Origin of the sequence: Actinoplanes sp. NPDC023714, from assembly GCF_040639855.1 — a bacterium.
Classification (GTDB): Bacteria; Actinomycetota; Actinomycetes; order Mycobacteriales; family Micromonosporaceae; genus Actinoplanes.
Genome location: NZ_JBFAAR010000001.1, coordinates 584,018 through 609,535, shown reverse-complemented (window position 1 = coordinate 609,535; position 25,518 = coordinate 584,018). Strand labels below are relative to the sequence as shown.

At 70.6% G+C, this 25,518-nt stretch carries 18 protein-coding genes; 5 read left to right on the top strand and 13 right to left on the bottom strand.

The window, feature by feature from the left end; genetic code table 11:
* Positions 1-180 precede the first annotated feature (180 nt).
* From serA to AB0G10_RS02930, 5 genes are all read right to left on the bottom strand, one after another.
* Positions 181-1,758 carry a phosphoglycerate dehydrogenase gene (gene serA / locus AB0G10_RS02950; protein ID WP_360915541.1) on the bottom strand — a complete coding sequence of 526 codons (1,578 nt, stop codon included), beginning with the start codon at positions 1,756-1,758 and terminating at the stop codon, positions 181-183.
* A 127-nt stretch (positions 1,759-1,885) separates the two neighbouring features.
* Positions 1,886-2,899, bottom strand: coding sequence for a ketol-acid reductoisomerase (gene ilvC / locus AB0G10_RS02945; protein ID WP_360915538.1), 1,014 nt, complete (start codon positions 2,897-2,899; stop codon positions 1,886-1,888).
* Positions 2,900-2,931: 32 nt separating this feature from the next.
* Positions 2,932-3,450 carry an acetolactate synthase small subunit gene (gene ilvN, locus AB0G10_RS02940; RefSeq protein WP_127543151.1) on the bottom strand — a complete coding sequence of 173 codons (519 nt, stop codon included), beginning with the start codon at positions 3,448-3,450 and terminating at the stop codon, positions 2,932-2,934.
* A gap of 2 nt (positions 3,451-3,452) precedes the next feature.
* On the bottom strand, positions 3,453-5,282 hold the full coding sequence (locus tag AB0G10_RS02935; protein WP_360915535.1) for an acetolactate synthase large subunit: 1,830 nt from the start codon (positions 5,280-5,282) through the stop codon (positions 3,453-3,455).
* Positions 5,283-5,422: 140 nt separating this feature from the next.
* Positions 5,423-7,780 carry a bifunctional diguanylate cyclase/phosphodiesterase gene (locus tag AB0G10_RS02930; protein WP_360915532.1) on the bottom strand — a complete coding sequence of 786 codons (2,358 nt, stop codon included), beginning with the start codon at positions 7,778-7,780 and terminating at the stop codon, positions 5,423-5,425.
* 101 nt (positions 7,781-7,881) lie between these two features.
* On the opposite strand from AB0G10_RS02930, the gene ilvD reads away from it, so the two are divergent.
* On the top strand, positions 7,882-9,729 hold the full coding sequence (ilvD, locus tag AB0G10_RS02925) for a dihydroxy-acid dehydratase (RefSeq protein ID WP_360915529.1): 1,848 nt from the start codon (positions 7,882-7,884) through the stop codon (positions 9,727-9,729).
* A gap of 18 nt (positions 9,730-9,747) precedes the next feature.
* Here the strand turns inward: ilvD and AB0G10_RS02920 are convergent, their stop codons facing one another.
* The 4 genes from AB0G10_RS02920 to AB0G10_RS02905 form a co-directional block, all read right to left on the bottom strand.
* Positions 9,748-10,218: an NUDIX domain-containing protein gene (locus tag AB0G10_RS02920; RefSeq protein WP_360915526.1), complete on the bottom strand. Its 471-nt coding sequence runs from the start codon at positions 10,216-10,218 to the stop codon at positions 9,748-9,750.
* A 13-nt stretch (positions 10,219-10,231) separates the two neighbouring features.
* Positions 10,232-11,083, bottom strand: coding sequence for a carbohydrate ABC transporter permease (locus tag AB0G10_RS02915; RefSeq protein WP_360915523.1), 852 nt, complete (start codon positions 11,081-11,083; stop codon positions 10,232-10,234).
* Positions 11,080-12,063, bottom strand: a complete 984-nt coding sequence (locus AB0G10_RS02910) for a sugar ABC transporter permease (RefSeq protein WP_360915520.1) — start codon at positions 12,061-12,063, stop codon at positions 11,080-11,082. The genes AB0G10_RS02915 and AB0G10_RS02910 overlap by 4 nt, the downstream gene beginning before the upstream one ends.
* Positions 12,064-12,136: 73 nt before the next feature.
* Positions 12,137-13,411 carry an extracellular solute-binding protein gene (locus tag AB0G10_RS02905; RefSeq protein ID WP_360915517.1) on the bottom strand — a complete coding sequence of 425 codons (1,275 nt, stop codon included), beginning with the start codon at positions 13,409-13,411 and terminating at the stop codon, positions 12,137-12,139.
* 261 nt (positions 13,412-13,672) lie between these two features.
* Here AB0G10_RS02905 and AB0G10_RS02900 point away from each other — a divergent pair, with 261 nt between their 5' ends.
* A complete protein-coding gene (locus AB0G10_RS02900) occupies positions 13,673-14,686 on the top strand; it encodes a LacI family DNA-binding transcriptional regulator (RefSeq protein ID WP_360915514.1) in 1,014 nt (337 codons plus the stop codon).
* A gap of 32 nt (positions 14,687-14,718) precedes the next feature.
* On the opposite strand, the gene AB0G10_RS02895 is transcribed toward AB0G10_RS02900, so the two are convergent.
* Positions 14,719-17,262 (bottom strand): EAL domain-containing protein, encoded by a 2,544-nt coding sequence (locus tag AB0G10_RS02895; protein WP_360915512.1) that lies wholly within the window; start codon positions 17,260-17,262, stop codon positions 14,719-14,721.
* A gap of 290 nt (positions 17,263-17,552) precedes the next feature.
* Between AB0G10_RS02895 and AB0G10_RS02890 the strand changes: the two genes are divergently transcribed.
* From AB0G10_RS02890 to AB0G10_RS02880, 3 genes are read left to right on the top strand one after another with little or no spacing between them, the layout of a single operon-like run.
* Entirely contained in the window at positions 17,553-17,939 is a 387-nt protein-coding gene (locus AB0G10_RS02890; protein ID WP_360915508.1) for a PH domain-containing protein, read from the top strand.
* A 59-nt stretch (positions 17,940-17,998) separates the two neighbouring features.
* Complete coding sequence (locus AB0G10_RS02885; RefSeq protein WP_360917937.1) at positions 17,999-19,162, top strand: PQQ-dependent sugar dehydrogenase; 1,164 nt, start codon at positions 17,999-18,001, stop codon at positions 19,160-19,162.
* 48 nt (positions 19,163-19,210) lie between these two features.
* Positions 19,211-20,851, top strand: coding sequence for a metallophosphoesterase (locus AB0G10_RS02880; RefSeq protein WP_360915505.1), 1,641 nt, complete (start codon positions 19,211-19,213; stop codon positions 20,849-20,851).
* 265 nt (positions 20,852-21,116) lie between these two features.
* Here AB0G10_RS02880 and AB0G10_RS02875 read toward each other — a convergent pair whose 3' ends face one another.
* The 3 genes from AB0G10_RS02875 to gatA all read right to left on the bottom strand — a co-directional run bounded on the left by AB0G10_RS02875 (position 21,117) and on the right by gatA (position 25,517).
* On the bottom strand, positions 21,117-22,352 hold the full coding sequence (locus AB0G10_RS02875) for a pectate lyase (protein WP_360915503.1): 1,236 nt from the start codon (positions 22,350-22,352) through the stop codon (positions 21,117-21,119).
* Between the two features lie 218 nt (positions 22,353-22,570).
* Entirely contained in the window at positions 22,571-24,052 is a 1,482-nt protein-coding gene (gatB, locus tag AB0G10_RS02870) for an Asp-tRNA(Asn)/Glu-tRNA(Gln) amidotransferase subunit GatB (protein WP_360915500.1), read from the bottom strand.
* A gap of 1 nt (position 24,053) precedes the next feature.
* Entirely contained in the window at positions 24,054-25,517 is a 1,464-nt protein-coding gene (gene gatA / locus AB0G10_RS02865; protein WP_360915497.1) for an Asp-tRNA(Asn)/Glu-tRNA(Gln) amidotransferase subunit GatA, read from the bottom strand.
* Position 25,518: the final 1 nt, after the last annotated feature.

The window sequence follows — 25,518 nt, the reverse complement described above, 5'->3', positions numbered from 1 at the left end:
CGCACTCCCGTACAGCCAACCCGGCCTGGCTGAACGCCACGGCTGCCACGACGCCCGATTTGCCGCACTCCCGTACAGCCAACCCGGCCTGGCTGAACACCACGGCTGCCACGACGCCCGATTTGCCGCACTCCCGTACAGCCAACCCGGGTCGGGGGCGGGAAGCCTCACCCGAGAGGGCTAATCGGCTCGGAGGTCGACCATCGCCGCCCTGGTGGAGCCGATCTCGGCGGCCACCTCGGCGAGCAGCTCGGTGGCGACCGGCGAGTCGACGGTCAGGGCCATCAGCGCCTCGCCGCCGGCCGTGCGCCGGGCCACCTGCATCGCGGCGATGTTGACGCCGGCCCGGCCCAGGGTGGTGCCGATCGTGCCGACCACGCCGGGACGGTCGCGGTACTGGAGGAGCAGAACCACTCCTTCGGGGGTCAGGTCGAGGGCGAACCCGTCCACCTCGACCAGCTTCGGCGAGCCGGTGAAGGCGCCGGCCACCGCGAGCGTGTCGCCGTCCGGCATGGCGCCCCGTACGGTGATCAGCGTCGTCTCCTCGCCCTCGGTGGTCACCATCTCCACCTCGACGCCGCGGCCGGCCGCCACGTGCGGGGCGTTCACGTAGGTGACCGCCTCCTCCACGACCGGCGCGAACAGCCCTTTCATGGCGGCCAGTTCGAGCACCGAGACGTCGTGCCGCACCACGGCGCCGTGCACCTCGACCGTCATCCGGGCGGCCACACTGCCGGCCACCGCGGTGAAGACCCGGCCCAGGCGCTCGGCCAGGGGCAGGAGCGGGCGTACGTCCTCGTCGACCGCCCCGCCGGCCCGGACGTTCACGGCGTCCGGGACGAATTCGCCGCGCAGCGCGAGACGTACGCTGCGGGCCACGGCCAGGCCCGCCTTGTCCTGCGCCTCCACGGTGGAGGCCCCCAGGTGCGGGGTGACCACCACGGTGTCGAAGGCGAAGAGCGGCGACTCGGTGATCGGCTCGGTCTCGAAGACGTCGAGGCCGGCGCCGGCGACCCGGCCCTCGGCGATCGCGTCGGCCAGGGCCCGCTCGTCGACGAGGCCGCCGCGCGCCGCGTTGACGATCCGCACGCCGGGCTTCACCACGGCGAGTTCCTTCTCGCCGATCAGGCCCAGGGTCTCCGGGGTGCGCGGCAGGTGCACCGAGATGAAGTCGCTCTCCCGCAGCAGCTCGTCGAGCGTCACGAGCCGGACGCCGAGCTGGGCCGCGCGGGCCGCCTGGACGTACGGGTCGTACGCGATCAGTCGTACCCCGAAAGCGGCCATGCGCTGCGCGAAGAGGACGCCGATCCGCCCCAGCCCGACCACCCCGACGGTCTTGCCGTGCACTTCGACGCCGGTGAACGCGGACCGCTTCCAGGCGCCGCCGCGCAGGGCCGCGCTGGCCGTGGCGGTGTGCCGGGAGACCGCGAGCAGCAGGGCCACCGCCTGCTCGGCCGCGGAGACGATGTTGCTGGTCGGCGCGTTGACGACGAGGACGCCGCGGGCCGTGGCGGCGTGCACGTCGACGTTGTCGAGCCCGACGCCGGCCCGGGCGACGACCCGGAGCCGTGGCGCCGCGGTCAGCGCCTCGACGTCGATCCGGGTCGCGCTACGAATGATCACCGCGTCGGCCTCGGCGAGCGCGGCCAGCAGCGCCGGCCGGTCGGTGCCGTCGGCCCGCCGGACCTCGAAGTCCTCGGCGAGCAGGTCGAGTGCGGGCGGCGCCAGTTCCTCGGTCACCAGGACCACTGAAGTCACGGCTCCTCCATCCGGGCTCATCCACATTGAGGATGACGAATGGTACGAACGGGCGCCACGTGGAGTTCAGTTCATTCATGACGAATGCCCGGCCGGTGATCCGGCCGGGCATTCGCGGAGCGTGCGATCAGGCGGTCTCGGTGATCGGGCGGTCGACCCAGCTCATCATGCCGCGCAGCTTCGCGCCGGTGACCTCGATCGGGTGCTGGGCGCCCTGCTCGCGGTACTTCTTGAGCTCGGGGCCGCCGGCCTCGTCGTCGGCGATCAGGTGGCGGGTGAACTCGCCGGACTGGATGTCGGCGAGGATCGCCTTCATCTCCTTCTTGGTGTCCGCGTTGATGACGCGCGGGCCGGAGACGTAGTCACCGAACTCGGCGGTGTCCGAGACGCTGTAGCGCATCCGGGAGATGCCGCCCTCGTACATGAGGTCGACGATCAGCTTGAGCTCGTGCAGGCACTCGAAGTACGCGATCTCCGGGGCGTAACCGGCCTCGGTGAGCACCTCGAAACCGGTCTGCACCAGCGCCGCGGTGCCGCCGCAGAGGACGGCCTGCTCGCCGAAGAGGTCGGTCTCGGTCTCCTCCTTGAACGTCGTCTTGATGACGCCGGCGCGGGTGCCGCCGATCGCCTTCGCGTACGACAGGGCGAGCGCGAGGCCGTCGCCGGTCGGGTCCTGCTCCACGGCGACCAGGGCCGGGACGCCCTTGCCGTCCACGTACTGGCGGCGGACCAGGTGGCCCGGGCCCTTCGGGGCGACCATCGCGACGGTGACGTCGGCCGGCGGCTTGATCAGCTCGAAGCGGATGTTGAGGCCGTGGCCGAAGAAGAGCGCCTTGCCGGCGGTCAGGCTCGGGGCGATCGACTCGGCGTAGATCTTGCGCTGCGCGGTGTCCGGCGCGAGCACCATGATCACGTCGGCCCAGGCCGCGGCCTCGGCCGGGGTCTTCACCGTCAGGCCCTGCTCCTCGGCCTTCGGACGGCTCTTGGAGCCCTCCTGCAGACCGACCACCACGTCGACGCCCGAATCCCGGAGCGACAGCGAGTGCGCGTGGCCCTGGCTGCCGTAGCCGATCACGGCGACCTTCTTGCCCTGGATGATCGACAGGTCGGCGTCGTCGTCGTAGAAAACTTCCGCGGCCATTTCTTTCCTTACTCTTCTGAGGACTGCTGGGATCAGGCGGCGCGTAGCGCGGGGCCGGTGGTGATGGAGCGGGATCCGCGGCCGATGGCCACGAGGCCCGACTGGACCATCTCCTTGATGCCGTACGGCTCGAGGTCGCGCAGTAACGCATCCAGTTTGTCGGGATTACCGGTGGCCTCGATCGTCAGGGTGTCCGGAGCGACGTCGATCACTCGCGCCCGGAACAACTCGACGGTCTCGAGCACCTGGCTGCGCTGCGCCCGATCGGCACGCACCTTGACCAGGAGGAGCTCACGCTGGACCGACTGGGCCGGGTCCAGCTCCACGATCTTCAGGACGTTGACCAGCTTGTTGAGCTGCTTGGTGACCTGTTCCAACGGGGACGAGTCCGCGTTGACGACGATCGTGATGCGGCTGACGTCCGGGTTCTCCGTCTCGCCGACCGCAAGGGAGTCGATGTTGAAGCTCCGGCGGGAGAACAGGCCGCTCACCCGGGCGAGCACACCCGGCTTGTTCTCGACCAGCACGCTGAGCGTGTGCTTGTTCGTCATGACTACAGGTCGTCCTCTTCGAAACTGGGGCGGATGTCCCGGGCGAACATGATCTCGTCGTTGCTGGTGCCGGCCGGGACCATCGGCCAGACCATGGCGTCCTTGCCCACCGTGAAGTCGATGACGACCGGAGCGTCGTTGATCTCCATGGCCTGCTTGATGACCTTGTCGACGTCGTCCTTCGACTCGCACCGCAGGCCGACGCAGCCGAGCGCCTCGGCCAGCTTCACGAAGTCCGGGATCCGGTGCTTGTGCGTGCCCAGCTCGGTGTTGGAGTAGCGGCCGTCGTAGAACAGCGTCTGCCACTGCCGGACCATGCCGAGGTTGCCGTTGTTGATGACGGCCACCTTGACCGGGATGCCCTCCAGGGCGCAGGTCGCCAGCTCCTGGTTGGTCATCTGGAAGCAGCCGTCGCCGTCGATCGCCCACACCTGGGTGTCCGGCAGCGCGACCTTGGCGCCCATCGCGGCCGGGACGGCGTAGCCCATCGTGCCGGCGCCGCCCGAGTTCAGCCAGGTGCCCGGCTTCTCGTACTTGATGAACTGGGACGCCCACATCTGGTGCTGGCCGACGCCCGCGCAGTAGACCGCGTCCGGGCCGACCAGCGCGCCGATCCGCTCGATCACGTACTGCGGGGAGAGGCTGCCGTCGGTCGGCTCCTCGTAGCCCAGCGGGTACCGCTCGCGGATGTCGTTCAGCGTCTTCCACCACGCCTCGTACTGCGAGGTGCCGCCCGCGTTCGCGGACACCGCCGCGATCAGCTCGTCGATGACGTGCCGCGCGTCGCCGACGATCGGGACGTCGGCGTGCCGGTTCTTGCCGATCTCCGCCGGGTCGATGTCGGCGTGCACCACCTTGGCGTCCGGCGCGAACGAGTCGAGGTTGCCGGTGACCCGGTCGTCGAAGCGGGCGCCGAGGGTGACCAGCAGGTCGGAGCGCTGGAGCGCGTAGACCGCCGGGACCGTGCCGTGCATGCCGGGCATGCCCAGGTGCTGCGGGTGCGAGTCGGGGAACGCGCCGATGCCCATCAGCGTGGTGACGACCGGGATGCCGGTCAGCTCGGCGAGCTTGCGCAGGCCGTCGGTCGCGCCGGCCTTGTGCACGCCGCCGCCGACGTACAGAACCGGGCGCTTGGCCGCGGCGATCAGCCGGGCCGCCTCGCGGATCTGCTTGCCGTGCGGGTGCAGGGTCGGGCGGTAGCCGGGCAGGTCGAGCGTCGGCGGCCACTGGAACGTGGTCTGCGCCTGCAGCACGTCCTTCGGGATGTCGACGAGGACCGGGCCGGGCCGGCCGGTGGCCGCCAGGTGGAACGCCTCGGCCAGGATCCGGGGCAGCTCCTCCGGGCTCTGGACCAGGAAGTTGTGCTTGGTGATCGGCAGGGTGATGCCCTGGATGTCCGCCTCCTGGAAGGCGTCCGTGCCGATGAACGACCGGCCGACCTGGCCGGTGATCGCGACGATCGGGACCGAGTCCATGTAGGCGTCGGCGATCGGCGTGACCAGGTTCGTGGCGCCCGGGCCGCTCGTCGCGATGCAGACGCCGACCTTGCCGGTGGCCTGCGCGTACCCGGTCGCGGCATGTCCGGCGCCCTGCTCGTGGCGGACCAGGATGTGCCGGACCTTGGAGTCGAACAGCGGGTCGTACGCCGGGAGGATCGCGCCGCCCGGGATGCCGAACGCGACCTCTACCCCGAGCGCCTCGAGCGACCGGACGAGCGCGCCGGCGCCGGTGGTGGCTACCGGGGAGACGGCGGCGGGGGCGGCGCTGGCCGCGGCCGCCACGGTGGCCGGGTTGGCTCGATGGGCGAGGGTTTCCGGAGTGGGTCTCGTCATGGCAAGTCAGCCTTTACAGAGTCGGCATCCAGTACTTGAGCAACAAAAAAGGCCCTCGTGCTTGATGCACGGGACCTAGCGCACTCTCCTGTCGTGGAGAGCGCGCTCAGATAAGTACTCGGGACGCGAAGCACATGCGGCTAACCTTGCCCCATCTCACGGCCTGAGTCAACTGATCCCACATTTTGATCACTGCGGGATTTCCCGAAGTCGGGATCGCTCGGCAGCAACGCTCTGACCTGCCGCATTCCTGGTCCGAGGCGGACCACCTGACTGCGGGCCGGCGCGTCACTCGACGGGATGGCGCGCGGCGCCGGGATCGGCCGCGGACCGACCGGCAGCAGCGTCCGCAGCCGGGTCTCGAAGTGCTCGGCCGGCACTCCCCACCCGAAGAGCGACCCCTGGCCGAGCCGGCAGCCGGCCTCCTCGACCACCTCGCGCTGCGCCGTCGTGCCGATCCCCTCGGCCAGCACCTCGAGGCCGAGCCGGTGCCCGAGGCGGACCACCACGTCGACGAGCGGCGCCGCCGTCCCGGTCCGCGACTCGGGCTCGGCCACCAGGGCGTGGTCGATCTTCAGGATGTCGACCGGGAGGGTCCGCAGCTGGGTGAGCGACGAATAGCCCGCGCCGAAGTCGTCGAGGGCGATGCGTACGCCGGTCTCGCGCAACTCGGCGAGCCGGCGGACCAGCTCCTCCATGTCGGTGGCGACCGCGTGCTCGGTCACCTCCAGCACGAGCCGCTGCGGCGGCACGTCGTTCTCCGCCAGCACGTCGGCGACCTGGGCCGCGTAGTCGGCGTTGTGCAGCTCCTTCGGCGACAGGTTCACCGAGACCCAGACGTCGTGGCCCTTCGCCAGCCACTCGGCGAGCTGCCGGCAGGCCTGCTCGAGCACCCAGGCGCCGATCCGGTTGATCAGCCCGGACTCCTCGGCGACCGGGATGAACTCGTCCGGCCGGACCGCGCCCAGCTCGGGGTGGGTCCACCGGAGCAGCGCCTCGGCGCCGACCGGCCGCATCGAGGGCAGGGCCACCACCGGCTGGAAGACCAGGCGCAGCTGGTTGCGGTCGATGGCGTGCCGCAGCTCGCCCTGGAGGGTGCCGCGGCGGCGGAGCAGTTCGTCGTACCGGGCCTGGTAGCGCTCGACCCGGTTCTTGCCGCGCTGCTTCGCGTAGCGCAGGGCCAGGTCGGCGTCGTGCAGCAGCTCGCCGGTGTCGGCCACGCCGAGGCTCGCGGAGAGGAAGATCGAGCCGCCGTCGACCTCGTACGGCTCGCCGAGCACCGCGAGCAGCCGGTGCGCCGCGAGCATCGCCTCGTCGGTGTCGCCGTGCATGAGCACCGCGAACTCGTCGCCGCCGAGCCGGGCCGCCACGTCGCCGTCCAGCAGGTTGCGCCGCAGCCGGGCGGCCACCTCGGTGAGCACGCTGTCGCCGACGTCGTGGCCGCGCATGTCGTTGACGGTCTTGAAGCCGTCCATGTCGATCCCGATCAGGACCGCGTTGTCCCGGTCCGAGCGCAGGAGCGCCTGCTGCAGGCCGCGGCGGTTCGCCAGGCCGGTCAGCGGGTCGGTGTGCGCGAGCTGGCGGAAGTGGGCCTCCCGCTGGCGCAGCTGGGTGGTGTAGCGGCGCACGTCGTCGAGGGCGAGGTACTGCCGGGCCACCAGGGCGAGGCCCTCGATCGCCAGGCCGAAGTACCCGTACACGTCCATCACCCCGCCCATCGCGAGGTGGTGGCCGAGCGCCGTGATGATCGCGAACATCGGGACGACGACGTAGCCGCCGCCGCGCTCCAGCACGTCGCCGGTGACCTCGACGGGACGGTCGGCGGCGCGCACCGCGAACGCCACCATGATCAGGCCGGCGGTCAGGATCAGCACGCTGGACAGGGCGAACCCGTTGTCCTGCCGGCAGATCCCGGTGGAGAGCAGCGCGGCCGCGATCGCCACGACGCTGACGCCCGAGGAGACCCGGACGGTGTTGCGCCGCGGCCGGTGCGCGTGCAGGGCGAGGACCGTGGTGAGGCCGAGCGCGAGGGAGACCAGCACCGCGGGCAGCAGGATGGCGGCGCAGTTGTAGGGGGTGGCGTCCCCCAGGATCCGGGTCGGCTCGGAGATGAACACCCAGCCGACGAACCAGATGGCGGCGGAGATCACCAGGCCGTCCAGCACGTGCCGCAGCGCCGCGGCCGGCCCCCGGGTGGCGCCGGGCAGCGCCACGGTCCCGGCCAGCAGGGTCAGCGTGCCGATGCCCATCCCGATCGCGACCATGGTCGCCAGCGTCCTGGTGTGCGCGGTCTGGTGATGGTGACCACCGAGCGCCGCGCTGGCCAGGCCGGCCAGGGCGGCCGCCGTGGTGAGGGCGCCGCCGGCGGCGAGCAGGAGGTGGGCGCGCCGCGCCGCGCCGGTGTGCCGGCGTCCCGACTGCCCGAGATAGGCGACCGCGGGGACCGCCGCGAGCAGGGTGGCGAGAGCAGCCAGCTCCATACCGGACGGTGAGTGCACGGACACACTCTGCCCGATCATCGTCGATTCGAACAGTCCCGGCGTCCCGAGCTGTGGACGTCCTTGGCGACCACCGGCCGATGCGGTGGCAGTATTAAGTCATGCCTGAGCTGCGCTCCCGGACCTCGACCCATGGTCGCACCATGGCCGGCGCACGCGCCCTGTGGCGCGCCACCGGTATGACCGACGACGATTTCGGCAAGCCGATCGTCGCGATCGCCAACAGCTACACCCAGTTCGTACCGGGGCATGTCCACCTCAAGGACCTCGGCGGCCTCGTCGCCGAGTCGATCGCCGCGGCCGGCGGCGTCGGGCGTGAGTTCAACACGATCGCGGTCGACGACGGCATCGCGATGGGTCACGGCGGCATGCTCTACTCCCTGCCCAGCCGCGAGCTGATCGCCGACGCCGTGGAATACATGGTGAACGCGCACTGCGCCGACGCGCTGGTCTGCATCTCGAACTGCGACAAGATCACCCCCGGCATGCTGATCGCCGCGCTGCGGCTCAACATCCCGACCGTCTTCGTCTCCGGCGGCCCGATGGAGGCCGGCAAGACGGTCGCCATCGAGGGCATCGTCCACGAGAAGCTCGACCTGGTCGACGCGATGAGCGCCGCCGCCAACGACAACGTCACCGACCAGCAGCTCGACACGATCGAGCGGTCGGCGTGCCCGACCTGCGGCTCGTGCTCCGGCATGTTCACCGCCAACTCGATGAACTGCCTGACCGAGGCGATCGGCCTCTCGCTGCCGGGCAACGGCTCGACGCTCGCCACCCACGCGTCCCGCAAGGCCCTCTTCGAGGAGGCCGGCCGGCTGATCGTGGAGATCGCCAAGGACTACTACGAGAAGAACGACGAGTCGGTCCTGCCGCGCTCGATCGCCAACCGGGACGCCTTCGAGAACGCGGTGGCGCTCGACGTGGCGATGGGCGGCTCCACCAACACGGTGCTGCACCTGCTCGCCGCGGCCCGGGAGGCCGGCCTCGACTTCTCGGTCTCCGACATCGACGCCATCTCGCGCCGGGTGCCGTGCCTGTCCAAGGTCGCGCCGAACAGCCCGAAGTACCACATGGAGGACGTGCACCGGGCCGGCGGCATCCCCGCCCTGCTCGGTGAGCTGCACCGCGGTGGCGCCCTCAAGACGGACGTCCGCGCCGTGCACGCCCCGTCCCTCGAGACCTGGCTCGACAAGTGGGACATCCGCGGCGGATCGCCCAGCGCCGAGGCGCTCGAGCTCTTCCACGCCGCCCCCGGTGGCGTCCGCACCACGCAGGCCTTCAGCACCACGAACCGCTGGGCGAAACTCGACACCGACGCCGAGGGGGGCTGCATCCGGTCGGTCGAGCACGCCTACACGGTCGACGGCGGCCTGGCGATCCTGTTCGGCAACCTCGCGCCGGACGGCTGCGTCGTGAAGACCGCCGGCGTCGACGAGTCGATCTGGAAGTTCACCGGCCCGGCCCGGGTCTACGAGTCCCAGGACGACGCGGTCGCCGGCATCCTCGGCAAGGAGGTCGTCGAGGGCGACGTCGTGATCATCCGCTACGAGGGCCCGCGCGGTGGCCCGGGCATGCAGGAGATGCTCTACCCGACGTCCTTCCTGAAGGGCCGGGGTCTCGGCAAGGCCTGCGCGCTGATCACCGACGGCCGCTTCTCCGGCGGCACGTCCGGCCTGTCGATCGGCCACGTCTCCCCCGAGGCGGCCGGCGGCGGCCTGATCGCCCTGGTGCGGACCGGTGACGAGATCACCATCGACATCCCGGGCCGGAGCATCACGCTGAACGTCCACGACGACGTGCTCGCCCAGCGCCGGCACGAGGAGGAGCGCCGGCCGAAGCCGTACACGCCGGTCGCCCGCCAGCGCCCGGTCTCGGCGGCGCTGCGGGCCTACGCGTCGATGGCGACGAGCGCCTCCGACGGCGCCTACCGCAAGGTCCCGGAGTAAGCCCGGGGTAGAAAAGCCTCAGCGTACGAAGAACGTCGCGGCGGACGCGTCGCCTGCCTGGCGCAGGTACCGCGTCTGCCGCTCGTTCAGGGCCGGCAGCGAACCCGGCTCGAACCACCGCACGTCCAGCGACTCGTCGTCGTTGACCCGCGCCTCGCCGCCGACCGCGCGGCAGGCGAGCACCACCTCGAACCAGTAGACCTGGTCCCCGTTCTGCAGCGTCCGCAGCGGCAGCGCCTCGACGCCGACGACCCGCTCCACGACGATGTCGACGGCGGTCTCCTCCCACACCTCGCGGATCGCCCCGGCAGCAGGCTGCTCCCCGGGGTCGAGGACCCCGGAGAGCAGTGACCAGCGCCGGTCGTCGCTCCGCTGGTTCAGGAGCACCCTCCCCCGCTCGTCGAACACGACGGCGGTGACGCTGGGGAGAGGGAGCGGAGCGTGCCCGAGGTGCTTCCGCAGGTCCAGGATGAAATCCGGAGTAGCCACGAAAGCACCCTAACTACTTCAGAGCGCCCTCCATGATTCCTCGCACGATCTGGCGACCCCCGATGAGCAGCAGGATCACCAGCGGCACGGTCGCGGCGAACGCGCCGGCCAGCACCCGCCGGTAGATCACGTAGTTGCCGCTGGCCAGGTCGGACAGCGCCACCATGGAGGTCGGGAAGTCGGTGCCGCCCAGGGTGATGAGCGGCCACTGGAAGTCGTTCCAGGTCGCCACGAACGTGAGCAGGCCGAGCACGGCGAGCGCCGGGCGGATGGCCGGCACCACCACGGTCCAGTAGATCCGCAGGGTGAGCGCGCCGTCGATGCGGGCCGCCTCGATCAGCTCGTCCGGGATGGCGTGCCCGATGAACTGCCGCATGTAGAAGACGCCGAACGCGGTGACCAGGCCGGGCGCGATGACCGCGAGCAGGCTGCCGTTCCAGTCGAGCCGGGCCATCAGGATGTAGAGCGCGACGACGCCGAGCTGGTTCGGCACGGTCAGGGTCAGGATCACCACGACCATGAGCGCGTTGCGGTACTTGAAGCGGAGCTTCGCGAACGCGAATCCGGCGAGCGAGCAGAAGAAGAGCGTGCTCGCGGTGACGACGCCGGCGACGATCACACTGTTGATCAGGGACGCCGTGAAGTAGACGTCCTGCATGCCGAAGACCTCGCCGAGGTTCACCAGCAGCTGGTCGCCGGGGATCACCGTGGGCGGGAAGCCCATGACCTTCTCGTCGGTGCTCGTCGCGATGACGAACATCCAGTACACCGGGAAGGCCGAGATCACCATGAAGGCGGCGAGGGCGGTGTACGTCTTCCAGTTGCCCCGCGTCTCCTGCGGCGCCCGGTTCACCATGGTGGTCACTTGTCACCGCCGAGGCGCCGGGTGGCGAGCGCGTTCACGCCGGCCACGATGAGGATGATCAGGAAGAGGGCCCAGGACATCGCCGCGGCGTACCCGAGATTCAGGTCCTTCCAGCCGACCTTGTAGATCAGCTGCGCGATGGTCTGGAACTGCCCGTCGGAACCGCCGCTGGCCGAGGCCGGGTTCTGGTCGAAGAGCATCGGCTCGTTGAAGAGCTGGAGACCGCCGATCGTGGAGAGCACGACGGTGAAGAGGATGACCGGCTGGATCATCGGCACGGTGATCCGCCACAGCTGCTTCCACGGGCCGGCGCCGTCGACGGCGGCCGCCTCGTAGACGTCCTTCGGGATCGACTGCATGGCGGAGAGGTAGAGCAGCGCGTTGTAGCCGATCCACTTCCAGTTGACCATCGTGGCGATCGCGATCCAGCTGCTCCACTTCGTGGCACGCCAGTCGATCGGCTCCTCCTCGCCGAAACCGACGAGCGAGAGGAACCAGTTCGCCAGGCCGTAGTCGCGGGCGAAGAACATCGCGAAGACCAGGGTCGAGGCGGCGACCGGGGTGACGTACGGGAGCAGGATCCCGACCCGCCACCAGGTGGTCGCCCGCAGCTTGCGGTTCAGCAGGTTCGCGACCATCAGGGCGATGAGCAGCTGCGGGATCGTGGAGAGCACGAAGATCCCGAAGGTGTTGCCGAGCGCGTTCCAGAAGTCCTCGTCGGTCATCAGACGGGAGAAGTTCTCGAAGCCGGCCCAGCTTCGGTCGTCCGGCTCGTCGATCCGCCAGTTCCGCAGCGACACCACGGCGTTGAAGATGATCGGGAAGAGCCCGAAGACCGCGAAGAGCAGGAAGAACGGCGCGATCAGGAGGTACGGGACGGTCTTGGTGTCGAAGCGGTACCACCAGTACCGGCCGCGCGGCGGCGGCGCGTGTTTCGGCTCGCCCGGCGGTGCGGGACGGACCTCGTCGATGAGCGACACGGGAACTCCTTGCAGAAGGCCTGAGGCGGGGCTCCTCACCGGGTAGAGGAGCCCCGCCGGTCAGTGACGGGTACTAGGCCTTGGAGGCCTTCTCGGCTTCCTTGACTGCTTCCGCCCAGGCCGCTTCCGGCTTGAGCCCGCCCTCCTGCACCCGGGTGATCACGTTCTCCACCGCGACGCGGGTCGGGCCGTTCTTCTTGCCCAGGTACTGCGGCTTCAGGTTCTCCGCGGTGGCCGCGAAGATCTGACCGGTCGGGGCGTTGGTGAAGAACTCCTTCTTGTAGTCGAGGACGGCCGGGTCGTTGTAGAGCTCCGGCTGCGACGGCAGGTTGCCGACCGTCTTGAAGACCTCGATCTGCTGCGCCGGCTGGACCAGCCACTCGACGAACTTGTACGCCTCGTCGACGTTCTTGCCCTGCTTCGGGATGGTCCACCAGGAGCCGCCCCAGTTACCGCCGCCGCCCGGGATCGAGGCGATGTCCCACTTGCCCTTCTGGTCGGGCGCGGTGTCCTGGATGTGGCCGAGCATCCACGCGGGGCAGGCGAGCGCGGCGAACTGGTCCTTCTTGAAGCCCTGGTCCCAGTTGGGCTGGAAGCTGGCCAGGTTCGCCGAGATGCCGGCCTCGATCGCCTTCATGCTGACGTCGAACGCGACCTTCGGGCCGCCCTCCATCTGGAGAGCCTCCTGCGGGTCGTAGAAGCCGACCGGCTGCTGGGCGAGCACCGGGTTGAACAGGTTGGTGCCGGAGTCGACGAACTTCTTCTTGGTCGCCGCCGTGTACTTCTTGCCGGTCTCCAGGAACGCGTCCCAGGTCGGCCAGAGCTTGGAGACCTCGTCGCGCTCGGTGGGCAGGCCGGCCGCCTTGAACAGGTCGGTCCGGTAGCACATCGCGAGACCGCCGACGTCGGTGCCGAGACCGATCTGCTTGCCGTCGGCCGACTGCGAGGCCTGCCACTTCCACGGCAGGTACTTCGACTCGTAGCTGCTCGCGCCCTTGTCGAGCAGGTTCACGAACTGGTCGGCCTGGCTGCGGAACTGGACGATGAAGCCCTCGTCGACAGCCGAGATGTCCGGGGCGCCGGAGCCGGCGACCAGCTTCTTCTGCAGATCCTCGTGCTGGGCGTTGTACTCGCCCGAGTTGAGAACGATCTTGACGTTGGTGTGCTCCGCCTCGTACTGCGTCTTGAGCTTGTCGAGGCCCATGTCGCCCCAGAAGTTGATCTTCAGGGTGATCTGGCCGTCACTCGCCTCGTCGTTGCCGCCCTCGAGGCTCTGGCCACTGCAGCCGGTGAGCGCGAGCGCGGCCACCAGCCCTGCAGCCGCGGCGCGGCGTACCGAACGTCCCATTGCTACCTCCACCAAGGAGAGCTGAATCACTGAACCGGGTAAGTTGGCAGAACGGTAGGCCTCGATTCGAGGCGTGTCAATAGCGTGTTACATCCGTGATCCCAGGTCGGATCAACCAGTGAAAAACGGACACACGGTTTACATCACGCATCGACTGCCGTAACACTGAACCGATCAAGCTTCCGGTCCGGGTGGAGGGAGTCCGTTGAATGCTGTTCAGCTACGGATAAGCTCGGCAGCAGTGGGGACAGAGGAGATCGAGTGAAGCGGCCCACGATCGCCGACATCGCGCGGCGGGCGGGCGTGTCCAAAGGCGCCGTGTCATACGCGCTGAACGGCCAGCCCGGCGTCTCCGAAGCGACCCGGAAACGGATCATCGCGATCGCCCAGGAGATCGGTTTCAACGCGAACAGCGCCGCCCGCGCGCTCTCCGGCGCCCGGGCCCGTGCCGTCGGCCTGACCCTGTGCCGGCCCGCCCGGATCCTCGGGATCGAGCCCTGGTTCATGGGCCTGATCAGCGGTTTCGAGGCCGAGCTCGGCGCGCAGTCCTACGCGTTGACCCTCCAGGTCGTAGCCAGCCCGGAGCAGGAGATCGAGGTCTACCGCCGCTGGTGGGGTGAGCGCCGGATCGACGGCGTGATCGTGACCGACATCCGGGAGAACGACGTCCGCATCCCGGTCCTGCAGGAGCTCCAGCTGCCGGCCGTGGTGATCGGCGGTCCCGGCGAGACCGGCTCGATAGCGCAGATCTGGTCCGACGACGCCGGCGCGATCACCGAGGCGGTGCGCTACCTGGTGGCGCTCGGCCATCACCGGATCGCCCGGGTCAGCGGCGTGCCCGACCTGCTGCACACCCAGGTCCGCACGAAGGCGTTCGACGAGATCTGCGCGTCGCTCGGCCTGGACAACACGATCACCGTGCCCGCCGACTACACCGGCGAGGAGGGCAGCCGCGCCACCCGCCGGCTGCTGATCGGCGGCGACCGGCCCAGCGCGATCATCTACGACAACGACGTGATGGCGGTGGCCGGTCTCGCCGTGGCGCAGGAGATGGGCCTCTCGGTGCCGGGCGATCTGTCCATCGTGGCCTGGGACGACTCCCCGCTGTGCAGCCTCGTGCACCCGCCGCTGACCGCCCTGAGCCGCGACATCTCGGCCTACGGCGCCCAGGCCGCCCACGAGCTGCTCAACGCCATCGACGGCAAACGCGTCGGCAACGTCGAGGCCGCCCGCGTCCACCTGACTCCCCGCGGCAGCACAGCCCCACCCCGATAAAGACCTTCAAGGGTACGAGGGACCGAATCCGTTCAGGCCCTATGACTTTCCAGATACGCCTCGATCCGTTCGGCCGGTGCGGGATGGGCGAGCGCGAAGCCCTGCCCGTAACGGCATCCGGCGGCCGCCGCCCGGTCGATCCGCTCCTGGGTCTCGAGGCCCTTCGCCACGATCTCGAGGCCCAGCCGGCGACCGAGACTGACCACCACGTCGAGGACCGAGCCGGGGCCGCCCTCGATCAGTGACCGGTTCAGCTTGAGCATGTCCACCGGCAGCCGGCGCAGGTGCGACAGCGAGGTCTGGCCCGAGCCGAAGTCGTCCAGCGCGGCCCGGACGCCGAGCTTGCGCAGCCCGGTCAGCGCCGCCACGATGGCCGGCACGTCCTCGGCGATCCAGGTCTCGGCCACCTCGACGACCAGGCGCTCCGGGACCAGGCCGTACCGCTTCAGGGTGCTCGCGACCCGCTCCGGGAACCGGGCCGTGAGCAGCTCGCGCGGCCCCACGTTGACGGAGAGCCAGAAGTCGGCGTCGCCGCCGTCCCAGTTGTTCAGGCTGCGGCAGGCCTCGTCGAGCACCCACTCGTCGAGCTCGGCGGTGATGCCGAGCGACGCGGCGATCGGCAGGATCTCCTCGGGCAGGATCGTGCCGAGATCCGGGTGCCGCCAGCGCAGCAGCGCCTCGACCCCGACCGGGTGGCCGTCGCGCAGCCCGGTCACCGGCTGGAAGACCAGGTCGAGCTCGCCCCGGCCGGCCGCGCCGAGCAGCTGCTTCTCCAGCTCCATCCGCCGGTGCAGCTGGATCTCCACGTCCGGGTCGTACCACTCGACGCGGTTCACGCCGAGCTGGCGGGCACGCTGCCGGGCCAGGTCGGCGTGCCGGAGCACCTCGTCCGAGTCGGCGCCGCCGGCCAGCTCGGCCAGGCCGACGCTGCTGGACAGCACCACCGCGCCGCCGGGCAGCTGATAGGGCTCGCCGAGGACGGTCACGATCCGGGTGGCCAGCGCGTACGCCGGGACGGCCGACTCGGTGGTGAGGATCGCGAACTCGTCGCCGCCGAGGCGGGCCGGCACGTCCTCCTCGCCGATCAGGTCCTTGATCCGGCGGCTCACCTCGACCAGCACGGCGTCGCCGACCTCGCGGCCCCGGGAGTCGTTGGCCTCGGCGAGCCCGTGCAGGTCGATCACGATGAGGTTGCCCCGGCGGCCGGGACGGCGGCGGTGGGCCAGCAGGTCGCGCATCAGCGCCCGGCGGTTCGCCAGGCCGGTGAGCTGGTCCAGGTAGGAGAGCCGGTGCAGGGTGCGTTCCAGGTGGACCCGCTCGCCGACGTCCCGGACGTGCACCACGAGGGCCGCCACCTCGGGGACCGTGCGCTGGTCGGAGATGGTCGACTCGGTGTCCCGCCAGAGCTTCGCGCCGTCCCGCATCCGGGCGCTGACCAGCACCGGCGGGCCGCCCTCGTGCTCGCCGGCGAGCACCGACTCGATCACCGCCCGGGCGTCCGCGGCGTCCTCCGGATGGATCAGCTCACCGAACTGCCGGCCGATCACCTCGTCGTCGCGCAGGCCGAAGAGGCGGGCGGCGGCCGGTGACTGCCAGCGGACCGTGAGCCGCTCGTCGAGGACCAGGGTGAGGTCGGTGGCGCCGGCCACGAGCGAGCGGAAGTGCGCCTCGGCGACCCGGAGACGGGCGGCGTACCGGCGGATGTCGCGGACCACGAGCAGTTCGCGGACCACGAGGACGCTCACCATGACCAGACCGAAAATGATCGCTTCGTTGTCGAACCGGCGGACGGTCACCAGGTGCCAGCCCGCGGCGATCACGCCGACCGCGGCCGGGACGGCCAGCAGCGGGTAGCTCGCCAGATATTGATCCGGGTTGCGGGGCTCCAGCGGCGGCGGCGGGAGGTCGCGGCGGGTCCCGCCGGCCGCCGACGCGGTCATCCCGGCCACGATCGGCACGCCGGCCACGGCCAGCGCGGCCGGGCTCAGCCCGGCGTCGACCATGGCGGTCAGCGCCCCGAGCGCGAGCAGCACCAGCACCGCCCCGGCGGCGCACCAGACGGCCGGGCGCGGCCGGGGACGGGCCCGCAGCACGATCACCGTGACGATCGCGACGCCGCCGGTCGCGATCAGCATGGCCGGCACCGCGTCCGGCCGGGTCGCCACGCCGGGGACCAGATAGGCCGCGAAGCCGAGGCTCACACCGAGCCCGAGGCCGTCGAAGGCCCGCCGCAGCCGGACGTGCCAGCCGCTCGCGGCGCCCGGCAGCAGCGAGATGCCGGCGACGTAGCAGCAGGCGGCCGGCACCAGCCCGGCGGTGAGCCAGCCGGTCGCGCCGGGCGGGTTCCACCACGGCACGAACGCCGTCAGCGTCGCGGCCACCGTGCCCAGCCCGACGAACCCGGCGCCGCGGCACGCCACGAACGCGCCCTCGGCGCGGTGCAGGGCCATCGCCGTACGGAAAAGGAAGGCGGAAGCGCAGAGACCGGCGCAACCCACCGCGGCGGCCAGCGCGGCAGCGCCCGGGAGAAGCCCGGCGACGCCGGCCGCGAGCAGCACGGCAGCGACACTCGGCACAGCGACCAGAACCGCCCGGCGGGATATCCAGGGCGGGGCCGGCGCGGGATGCGGCACAGCCACGGCGTGTCCTCTGCGGTGTTCCCCCGCGGGGCCGGGGCGCCCCGGCGAGGTCGGGGTGGCGGGAGAGGCGGGAAAGGAACTGGCACCCGGTCAACGACGGTCCCCGGATCGGGTTACGGGGCGGCAGGACGCCGTCCCACGAACGAAATCGTCTGCCATCCAGAGACGGTGGTCAAATCGAACGGTGCTGCCGGTCCGGATCCCGGCGGTGGTGGGAGGATGGATGCGTGCGCAGTCGTCCCGCTCTCCGCGTCCGCAAATCCGGCACCGTCCTCGTCGCGGCGCTGATCGCCGTCGTCGGCACGGTCCCGCTGGCCGGCGCCTCGTGGGCGCTCGCCCCGATTCTGCTGATCCCGCTCGCTGTGCTGATCTGGACCTATCGGGCCGGCACCGACGTCTACCCCGACGAGCTCCGGGTGCGCGCCCTGTTCGGCGGCAGCCGGGTGCCGTGGAGCCGGATCACCGAGCTCGCGCCGGACGGCCGCGGCCGGGTCTCGGCCCTGCTCGACAACGGCAACGTGATCCGGCTGACCGGCGTCACCCGGGACAATCTGCCCGCCGTCCTGGCCGCCGGCGGCCACCCGGTCGGCGGGACACCCGCGACCGGGCAGTGATCCCCGGGATCTCTCAGCACACACGGCTACCCTGGTCGGCGAGAGCCTGAGGGGGTGGTCTGGTCGTGCGTTCCCGCCGGGGCCGTGCCGCGGTCGCGACGGTCGGTGCCGTTCTGGTGCTGACCACCGGATGCAGCTTCGGACCGCCCGGCCCGGACCAGGCCGGTTCCCCGCCCAACCTGTCCCGGCCGTCCGCCGCGCCCACCTCCGGCGACGACTCCGGTGACCGGGAGGCGGCGCTCACCGTCCTCGCGAAGAACCTCGAGGTCCCGTGGGGGATTGCGTTCCTGCCCGACGGCGCGGCCGTGGTCACCGAGCGGGACACCGCCCGGGTGCTGAAGGTGGGGCCCGAGTCCGACGCCGGCGGCCTCAAGGTCACCGAGCTCGACCGCCTCGACGAGGTGCGGCCGGGCGGCAGCGGCGGCCTGCTCGGCATCGCGGTCTCGCCCGACTACGAGACCGACGAGACGCTCTACGTCTACTACTCCACCGAGCGCGACAACCGGATCGGCAGGCTGACCGGCGGCAAGCTCACCCCGATCCTCACCGGCATCCCGCGCTCGGCCGCGCAGAACGGCGGGGCGCTCGCCTTCGGCCCGGACGGCCGGCTCTACGCCGGCACCGGCGACGGCACCCCGGCCGGCAGCCAGGCGCAGAACGCGAAGAGCCTCGGCGGCAAGATCCTGCGGATCACCACGGCGGGCAAGCCGGCCTCCGGCAACCCGGTGAAGGGCTCGGCCGTCTGGTCCTCCGGCCACCGCGACGTGCAGGGCCTCGCCTGGGACGCGACCGGCAAGCTCTACGCCACCGACAGCACCCAGCCGCGGACCAGCGAGCTCAACGTGATCCGCAAGGGCGGCAACTACGGCTGGCCGAAAGCGGACGGCGACAGCACCGATGCGAAATTCGCGAACCCGATGGTCTCCTGGCCGTCCGACCAGTCCTCGTGCGGCGGGGTGGCCGCCGTGGAGAGCCTCGTGGCCACCTCCTGCCTGGTCGGCGAGAAGCTCTACCTGCTCTCCGTCACCGGCAACGGCACCGTGCTCGGCACCCCTCAGGAGCTGCTCACCGGCGAGTACGGGCGGTTGCGCGGCCTGGTCGCGGCGCCGGACGGCTCGCTCTGGCTCAGCACTTCGAACCAGGAGGACGCCGGTGAACCGGCCCCCGACGACGATCGGCTCATCCGGCTGGTGTTCTCGGACGGCGGCGCCGGCAGGAGTTGACGCCCATGGCTGTTTCAGGTCACGGGGATTCGGGCAGGTGACGGCCCGATGACTGCTCCTTCGGCGCCCACCCGGCGCCGCCGCCTGGACTCCGCCGCCCACACCCTCGCCGTCTCGCTGCGCGCGGCCCGGCGGGCGCTGCTCGCCACCTGGCGGGCGCTGCGCGGGACGTGGGGCCGGCGGATCGCGACCGGCGTCGCGGTCGGCCTGGTCGGCGTGATCGGCGCCGTGATCGGCGTGATGCTGTTCGCGCACGCGTCGATAAACGTCGGGCCGTTCAGCGCCGAGATGGCGGTCCGCCCCTCGGTGCACGGCGGCACCGAGGTCGACATCCCGCCCCTCGGCTCGCTGCACCTCGACAGCCACCGCGGCCCGCTCCATCTCAAGGTCGCGCTCGGCTCACTCGACCAGAGCCGGACCGAGGCGCTCATCGACAACCCGTCGGCGATCACGACGGCCGGCGACCGGGCCGTCGACGAGGTGGTGGCCGGGGTGACGAGGCTCGGTCTTCGTACCCTCGGGCTCGGGGTCCTCAGCGCCCTGATCCTCTCCGCGCTGGTCTTCCGCGACGTCCGCCGCACCGCGGCGGCCGGCGTCACCGCGCTCGTGGTGACCGGCGGCAGCTTCGGGGTGGCGGCGGCGACCCTGCGGCCGGACGCGATCAGCGAGCCCCGCTACGAGGGACTGCTCGTCAACGCCCCGGCCGTGGTCGGTGACGCCCGGCGGATCGCCGACAACTACGGGCGCTACGCCGAACAACTCCAGACGATCGTGAGCAACGTGAGCCGGGTCTACTCCACGATCGCGACGCTGCCGGTCTACGAGCCGGCCGGCAACACGACCCGCCTGCTGCACGTCTCCGACCTGCACCTGAACCCGTCCTCGTGGGGCCTCATCCGCACCGTCGTGGAGACCTTCGAGATCGACGCCGTGATCGACACCGGCGACATCGTCGACTGGGGCAGCGGGGCCGAGACCTCGTACGTCTCCCAGATCCCGTCGATCCAGGTGCCCTACATCTATGTGCGCGGCAACCACGACTCCACCGCCATCCAGGCCGCCGTGGCCCGGCAGCGCAACGCGGTGGTCCTCGACAACGCGGTCACCGAGATCGACGGCCTGACCATCGCCGGCATCGGCGACCCGGCTTTCACCCCGGACAAGAGCGAGTCGAACGAGGCGACCGGCGACAACGCCGGGCCGGAACTGCTCACCACGGCCGGGGAGGCCCTCGCCACCACGGTCCGCCAGTCGAAGAAGCAGGTCGACATCGCGCTGGTCCACGACCCGGCGATGGCGCAGCCGCTCTCCGGCCTGGTCCCGCTCGTACTGTCCGGCCACAAACACCAGCGCTCGGTCTCGATCCTGCCGCCGCCGGCCGAACCCACCCCCGACCCCTCGGCCTCGGCCGCCGCGTCCCCGGCCGCCTCGGCAGCCCCTGCCGAACCGCTGATGACCACCCGGCTCATGATCGAAGGCTCGACCGGCGGGGCCGGGCTGCGCGGCCTGGAGAACGAGGAGCCGACCCCGCTGGCGCTGTCGGTCCTCTACTTCGACGAGCTGAACGAGCTGAAGGCCTACGACGACATCCAGCTCGGCGGCACCGGCCAATCCAACGTCGAGATGCAGCGCAACGTGGTCGGGCTGGCGCCCGAGGAGACCCCCACCCCAACCCCGTCAGCCAGCTGACCAGCCCGCGCCCCAGCCCCGCCGCGCCGCACCGCACCGCACCGCACCGCGATCTTGATGATTGGCACAGGACCGCCCCTGCGGAACTCCACAAGATCGCGGCAGGGGGCGAGCGACGGCCCCCCGCCTCGCCGCGATCTTGATGATTGGCACAGGACCGCCCCTGCGGAACTTCACAAGATCGCGGGAAGAGGAGGGGCGTGGGAAGAGGAAGGACCGGGAATGGGGCGCGGCGCGGCGACGGAGGTGGTCAGGGGCAGGGTGGTTAGGAGTAGGTGATGTCGGAGGTTGAGTAGCGGCAATAGGTGCCGTCCGGACCGGAACCGGTCTTGGTCGGCTCGTTACCGCTGCTGTTGCCGGTGAAGCGGTCGCAGATCGAGATCTTCTTGGAGCTGTCGCCGACGATCGTGATGCCGCTGAACGTCGCCGTGTCGCCGTAGTTGGTGTTGATGCCGGCGATCGAGCCGCCCGGCGCGGTGGCCCGGATGTTCTGGATCACCACGGTGCGCTTGTACTGCGTCGAGCAGTTGCCGCACGAGCGGTACAGCTTGCCGAAGTTCGTGACCTGGAAGTTCTTGATGGTCAGCGTGCCGCCGCCGTTGTGCTGGAAGACCTTGTCGGACGCCGAGCGGGCGCCGCCGCCGTCGACAGTGGCCACCGTCGAGCTGCCGCCGCGGAAGGTGGCCGCGTCCTCGCCCACGTCCAGCCACCACACGTTGCGCAGGGTGCAGTTGCCGTCGCAGTGCACGCCGTCGCCGGCCGGGGCGCCGATGATGACGTTGGAGAGGGTGGCGCCGTTGGCGAGTTTGAACATCGGGTCCTGGCTTTCGCTCTGCCCGCCGTCGCCGATGCCGTAGTAGCGCTTGTTGCCGCCGTCCAGGCCGCTCGCCGGCACGCTGATCGTGGCGTTCACCTTCACGCTGCCGGTCTCGCTCGGCCACGGCGTGGTCGGGCCGGTGCCGCCGCCACCGCTGCCGCTGCCCACCTTGATGAGCTGCCACTGCTGGTTCGCGAAGTTCTGGTCGGCGTACTGCACGACGTTGCCGCCGTCGGCGGTCGACCATTCGAAGACCTCGAGGGCCTTGCCGCTGTTCCGGTTGATCAGCTGGATGTTGCCGCCGATGTCCTGAATCCTCCACTGCTGGCTGGTGGCGTTCCGGTCACCGTTCGACTGGATCACCTGCGCCCCGTCGGCGGTCGAGGCGCCCTGCACGTTGAGCACCTTGCCGCTGTGCTTGGCCTGGAGGCGGTAGTTGCCGCTGCCCATGTCGAGGAACTTCCACTGCTGCCAGTCACCGTTGTTCTGGGTCCACTGGTTGATCACGGCGCCGTCGGCGGTGGAGAGGTTCCAGACGTCCAGCACCTTGCCGCTGTGCTGGTTCTTCAGGACGTAGTAGGCGTTCAGGTCGATGGTGGCGGCGCTCGCCTGCTGCGGGGCGATCAACCCGGCCGCGGCGGTGGCCAGCGCGGTGATCGCCACGGCTGTCCAGCGTGGTCTCATGGGGATTCCTCTCCGCCCGCCGGGGGATGCGAGCATCGAATCAGGGAACGGTGTCCATCGATGTTGTCGCTCACAAAATCCCTGGTCAAGAGAGGGCGTTGTTGCAGTTTGTTGCAGGTTTCCGGCCGCTTGGGAGCGCTCCCGAGAAACCCCTGGTCAAACGACGGCCGCCCGCCCCCGGCGACGTGCGGGAACGGGCGGCTGACGACGTACGGATCTCAGGAGACGCCGAGACGCTCCAAGAGCAACTCGCGGACGGCCTTGGCGTCCGCCTGGCCCCGCGTGGTCTTCATGACCGCGCCCACGAGCGCGCCCGCGGCCGCCACCTTGCCGTCCCGGATCTTCGCGGCGATGTCCGGGTTGGCGGCGATGGCCTCGTCGACCGCCTTGGTGAGCGCGCCGGTGTCGTTGACGACCTCGAGACCGCGGGCCGCCATGACAGCGGCCGGGTCACCCTCGCCGGCCACCACGCCCTCGAGGACCTGGCGGGCCAGCTTGTCGTTGAGCTTGCCCTCGTCGACCAGCTTCTGCAGCGCCGCGACCTGGGCCGGGGTGGCGCCCACGGCGGCCAACTCGATGTCCTGCTCGTTGGCGCGGCGGGCCAGCTCGCCCATCCACCACTTGCGGGCGCCCGCCGGGGACGCGCCCGCCGCGATGGTCTCCTCGATCAGCTCGACCGCGCCGGCGTTCGCCACCGACTGCATGTCGATCTCGGAGATGCCCCAGTCCTCGCGGAGCCGGGCCCGCTTGGAGCTGGGCTTCTCCGGGAGTTCCGCCTTCAACGCCGAGACCCATTCGCGGGACGGCGCGATCGGCACCAGGTCGGGCTCGGGGAAGTAGCGGTAGTCGGTCGCGGTCTCCTTGGAGCGGCCCGGGCGGGTGTCGCCGGTGGTCTCCTGGAAGTGCCGCGTCTCCTGGAAGATCTTGCCGCCCTCGTCCAGGATCCCGGCCTGCCGGATGATCTCGGAGCGGACGGCGCGCTCGACCGAGCGGAGCGAGTTGACGTTCTTCGTCTCGGTCCGCGTGCCCCACTCGTCGCCCGGGAGGTTCAGCGAGGTGTTCACGTCGCAGCGCATCGAGCCCTGCTCCATCCGGACGTCGGAGACGCCGAGCGACCGGATGATGTCGCGCAGCTCGGCGACGTAGGCCTTCGCCACCTCGGGAGCAAGAGCACCGAGCCCGGGTACGGGCTTCGTGACGATCTCGACGAGCGGGATGCCGGCCCGGTTGTAGTCGACCAGCGACTCGGTCGCGCCGTGGATGCGACCGGTGGCGCCGCCGACGTGCAGCGTCTTGCCGGTGTCCTCCTCGATGTGCACCCGCTCGATGCCGATCCGGTATTCCTTACCGTCCACGACGACGTCGACGTAGCCCTCGACGCAGAGCGGCTCGTCGTACTGCGAGGTCTGGAAGTTCTTCGGCATGTCCGGGTAGAAGTAGTTCTTCCGGGCCATCCGGCACCACTCGGCGATGTCGCAGTTCAGCGCGAGGCCGATCCGGATGGTCGCCTCGATCGCGGCCCGGTTCATCACCGGCAGCGCGCCCGGCAGGGCCAGGCAGACCGGGCAGACCTGGGTGTTCGGCTCGGCGCCGAACTCGGTCTTGCAGCCGCAGAACATCTTCGTGTTCGTGCCGAGCTCGACGTGCGTCTCGAGGCCGATCACCGGCTCGTACTTGGTGAGGATCTCTTCGTATGTCATCTCACAGCTCCGGAGGAGTGAACGAGCCGACAGCGGACTCCAGCGCGGCGGCGACCCGGTACATGCGGTCGTCGGCCATGGTCGGGGCCATGATCTGGAAGCCGACCGGCAGGCCCTCGGAGAGACCGCACGGGACCGAGATGGCCGGTCCGCCGTACAGGTTCGTCGGGATCGTGAAGAGGTCGGCGAGGTACATCTGGTACGGGTCGCTGGTCCGCGAGCCGAACGGGAACGCCACGAACGGGGTGGTCGGCGAGACCAGCACGTCGACCTGCTCGAACGCGGACTGGAAGTCGCGCGTGATCAGGGTACGGACCTTCTGCGCCTGGCCGTAGTACGCGTCGTAGTACCCGCTCGACAGCGCGTAGGTGCCGATGATGATCCGGCGCTTCACCTCGGGGCCGAAACCGGCCTCGCGGGTCAGCGACATGACCTCCTCGAGCGAGCGGCTGCCGTCGTCGCCGGAGCGGAGCCCGTAGCGCACGCCGTCGAAGCGGGCCAGGTTGCTGGACGCCTCGCTGGGGGCGATCAGGTAGTAGGCCGGCAGGGCGTACTGGAAGTGCGGGCAGGACACCTCGACGATCTCGGCGCCGAGCTTGACCAGCGCCTCCAGCGACTCCTTGAAGGAGCTCAGGACGCCCGGCTCGGATCCGTCGCCCGCGAACTCCTTGACGACACCGAGCTTCACGCCCGACAGGTCGCCGCTCTTGCCGAGCCGGGCGGCCGCGACGACGTCCGGCACCGGCTGGTTGATCGACGTCGAGTCGCGCGGGTCGTAGCCCGCCATCACCGCGTGCAGCAGGGCGGTGTCCTCGACGGTCCGGCCGCACGGGCCCGGGGTGTCCAGCGAGGAGGAGAAGGCGATCAGGCCGTAGCGGGACGTGCCGCCGTAGGTCGGCTTCGCGCCCACCGTCCCGGTGACCGCGCCCGGCTGGCGGATCGAGCCACCGGTGTCGGTGCCGATCGCGAGCGGCGCCTCGTAGGCGGCCAGCGCGGCGGCCGAACCACCACCGGAACCACCGGGGATCCGGCCGAGGTCCCACGGGTTGTTGGTGGCGCCGTACGCGGAATATTCGGTGGACGAGCCCATCGCGAACTCGTCCATGTTGGTCTTGCCGAGGATCGGCATGCCGGCGGCCTTGAGACGCTCGACGATCGTCGCGTCGTAGGGCGGCTTCCAGCCCTCGAGGATCTTGGAGGCGGCGGTGGTGGGGACGCCCTTGGTCGTCACCACGTCCTTCACGGCGATCGGGACGCCGGCGAGCGGCCCGGTGATCTCGCCGTCGTCGACCTTCTTCGCCGCCGCGAGGGCGCCCTCGCGGTCGACGTGCAGGAACGCGTGCACCCGGCCGTCGACGGCGTCGATCCGGTCGAGGTGGGCGGTGGCCACCTCGACGGCGGACACCTCCCTGCTCGCGATCTTGCCGGCCAGGTCAGCGGCGCTCAGCTTGGTCAGATCGGTCACG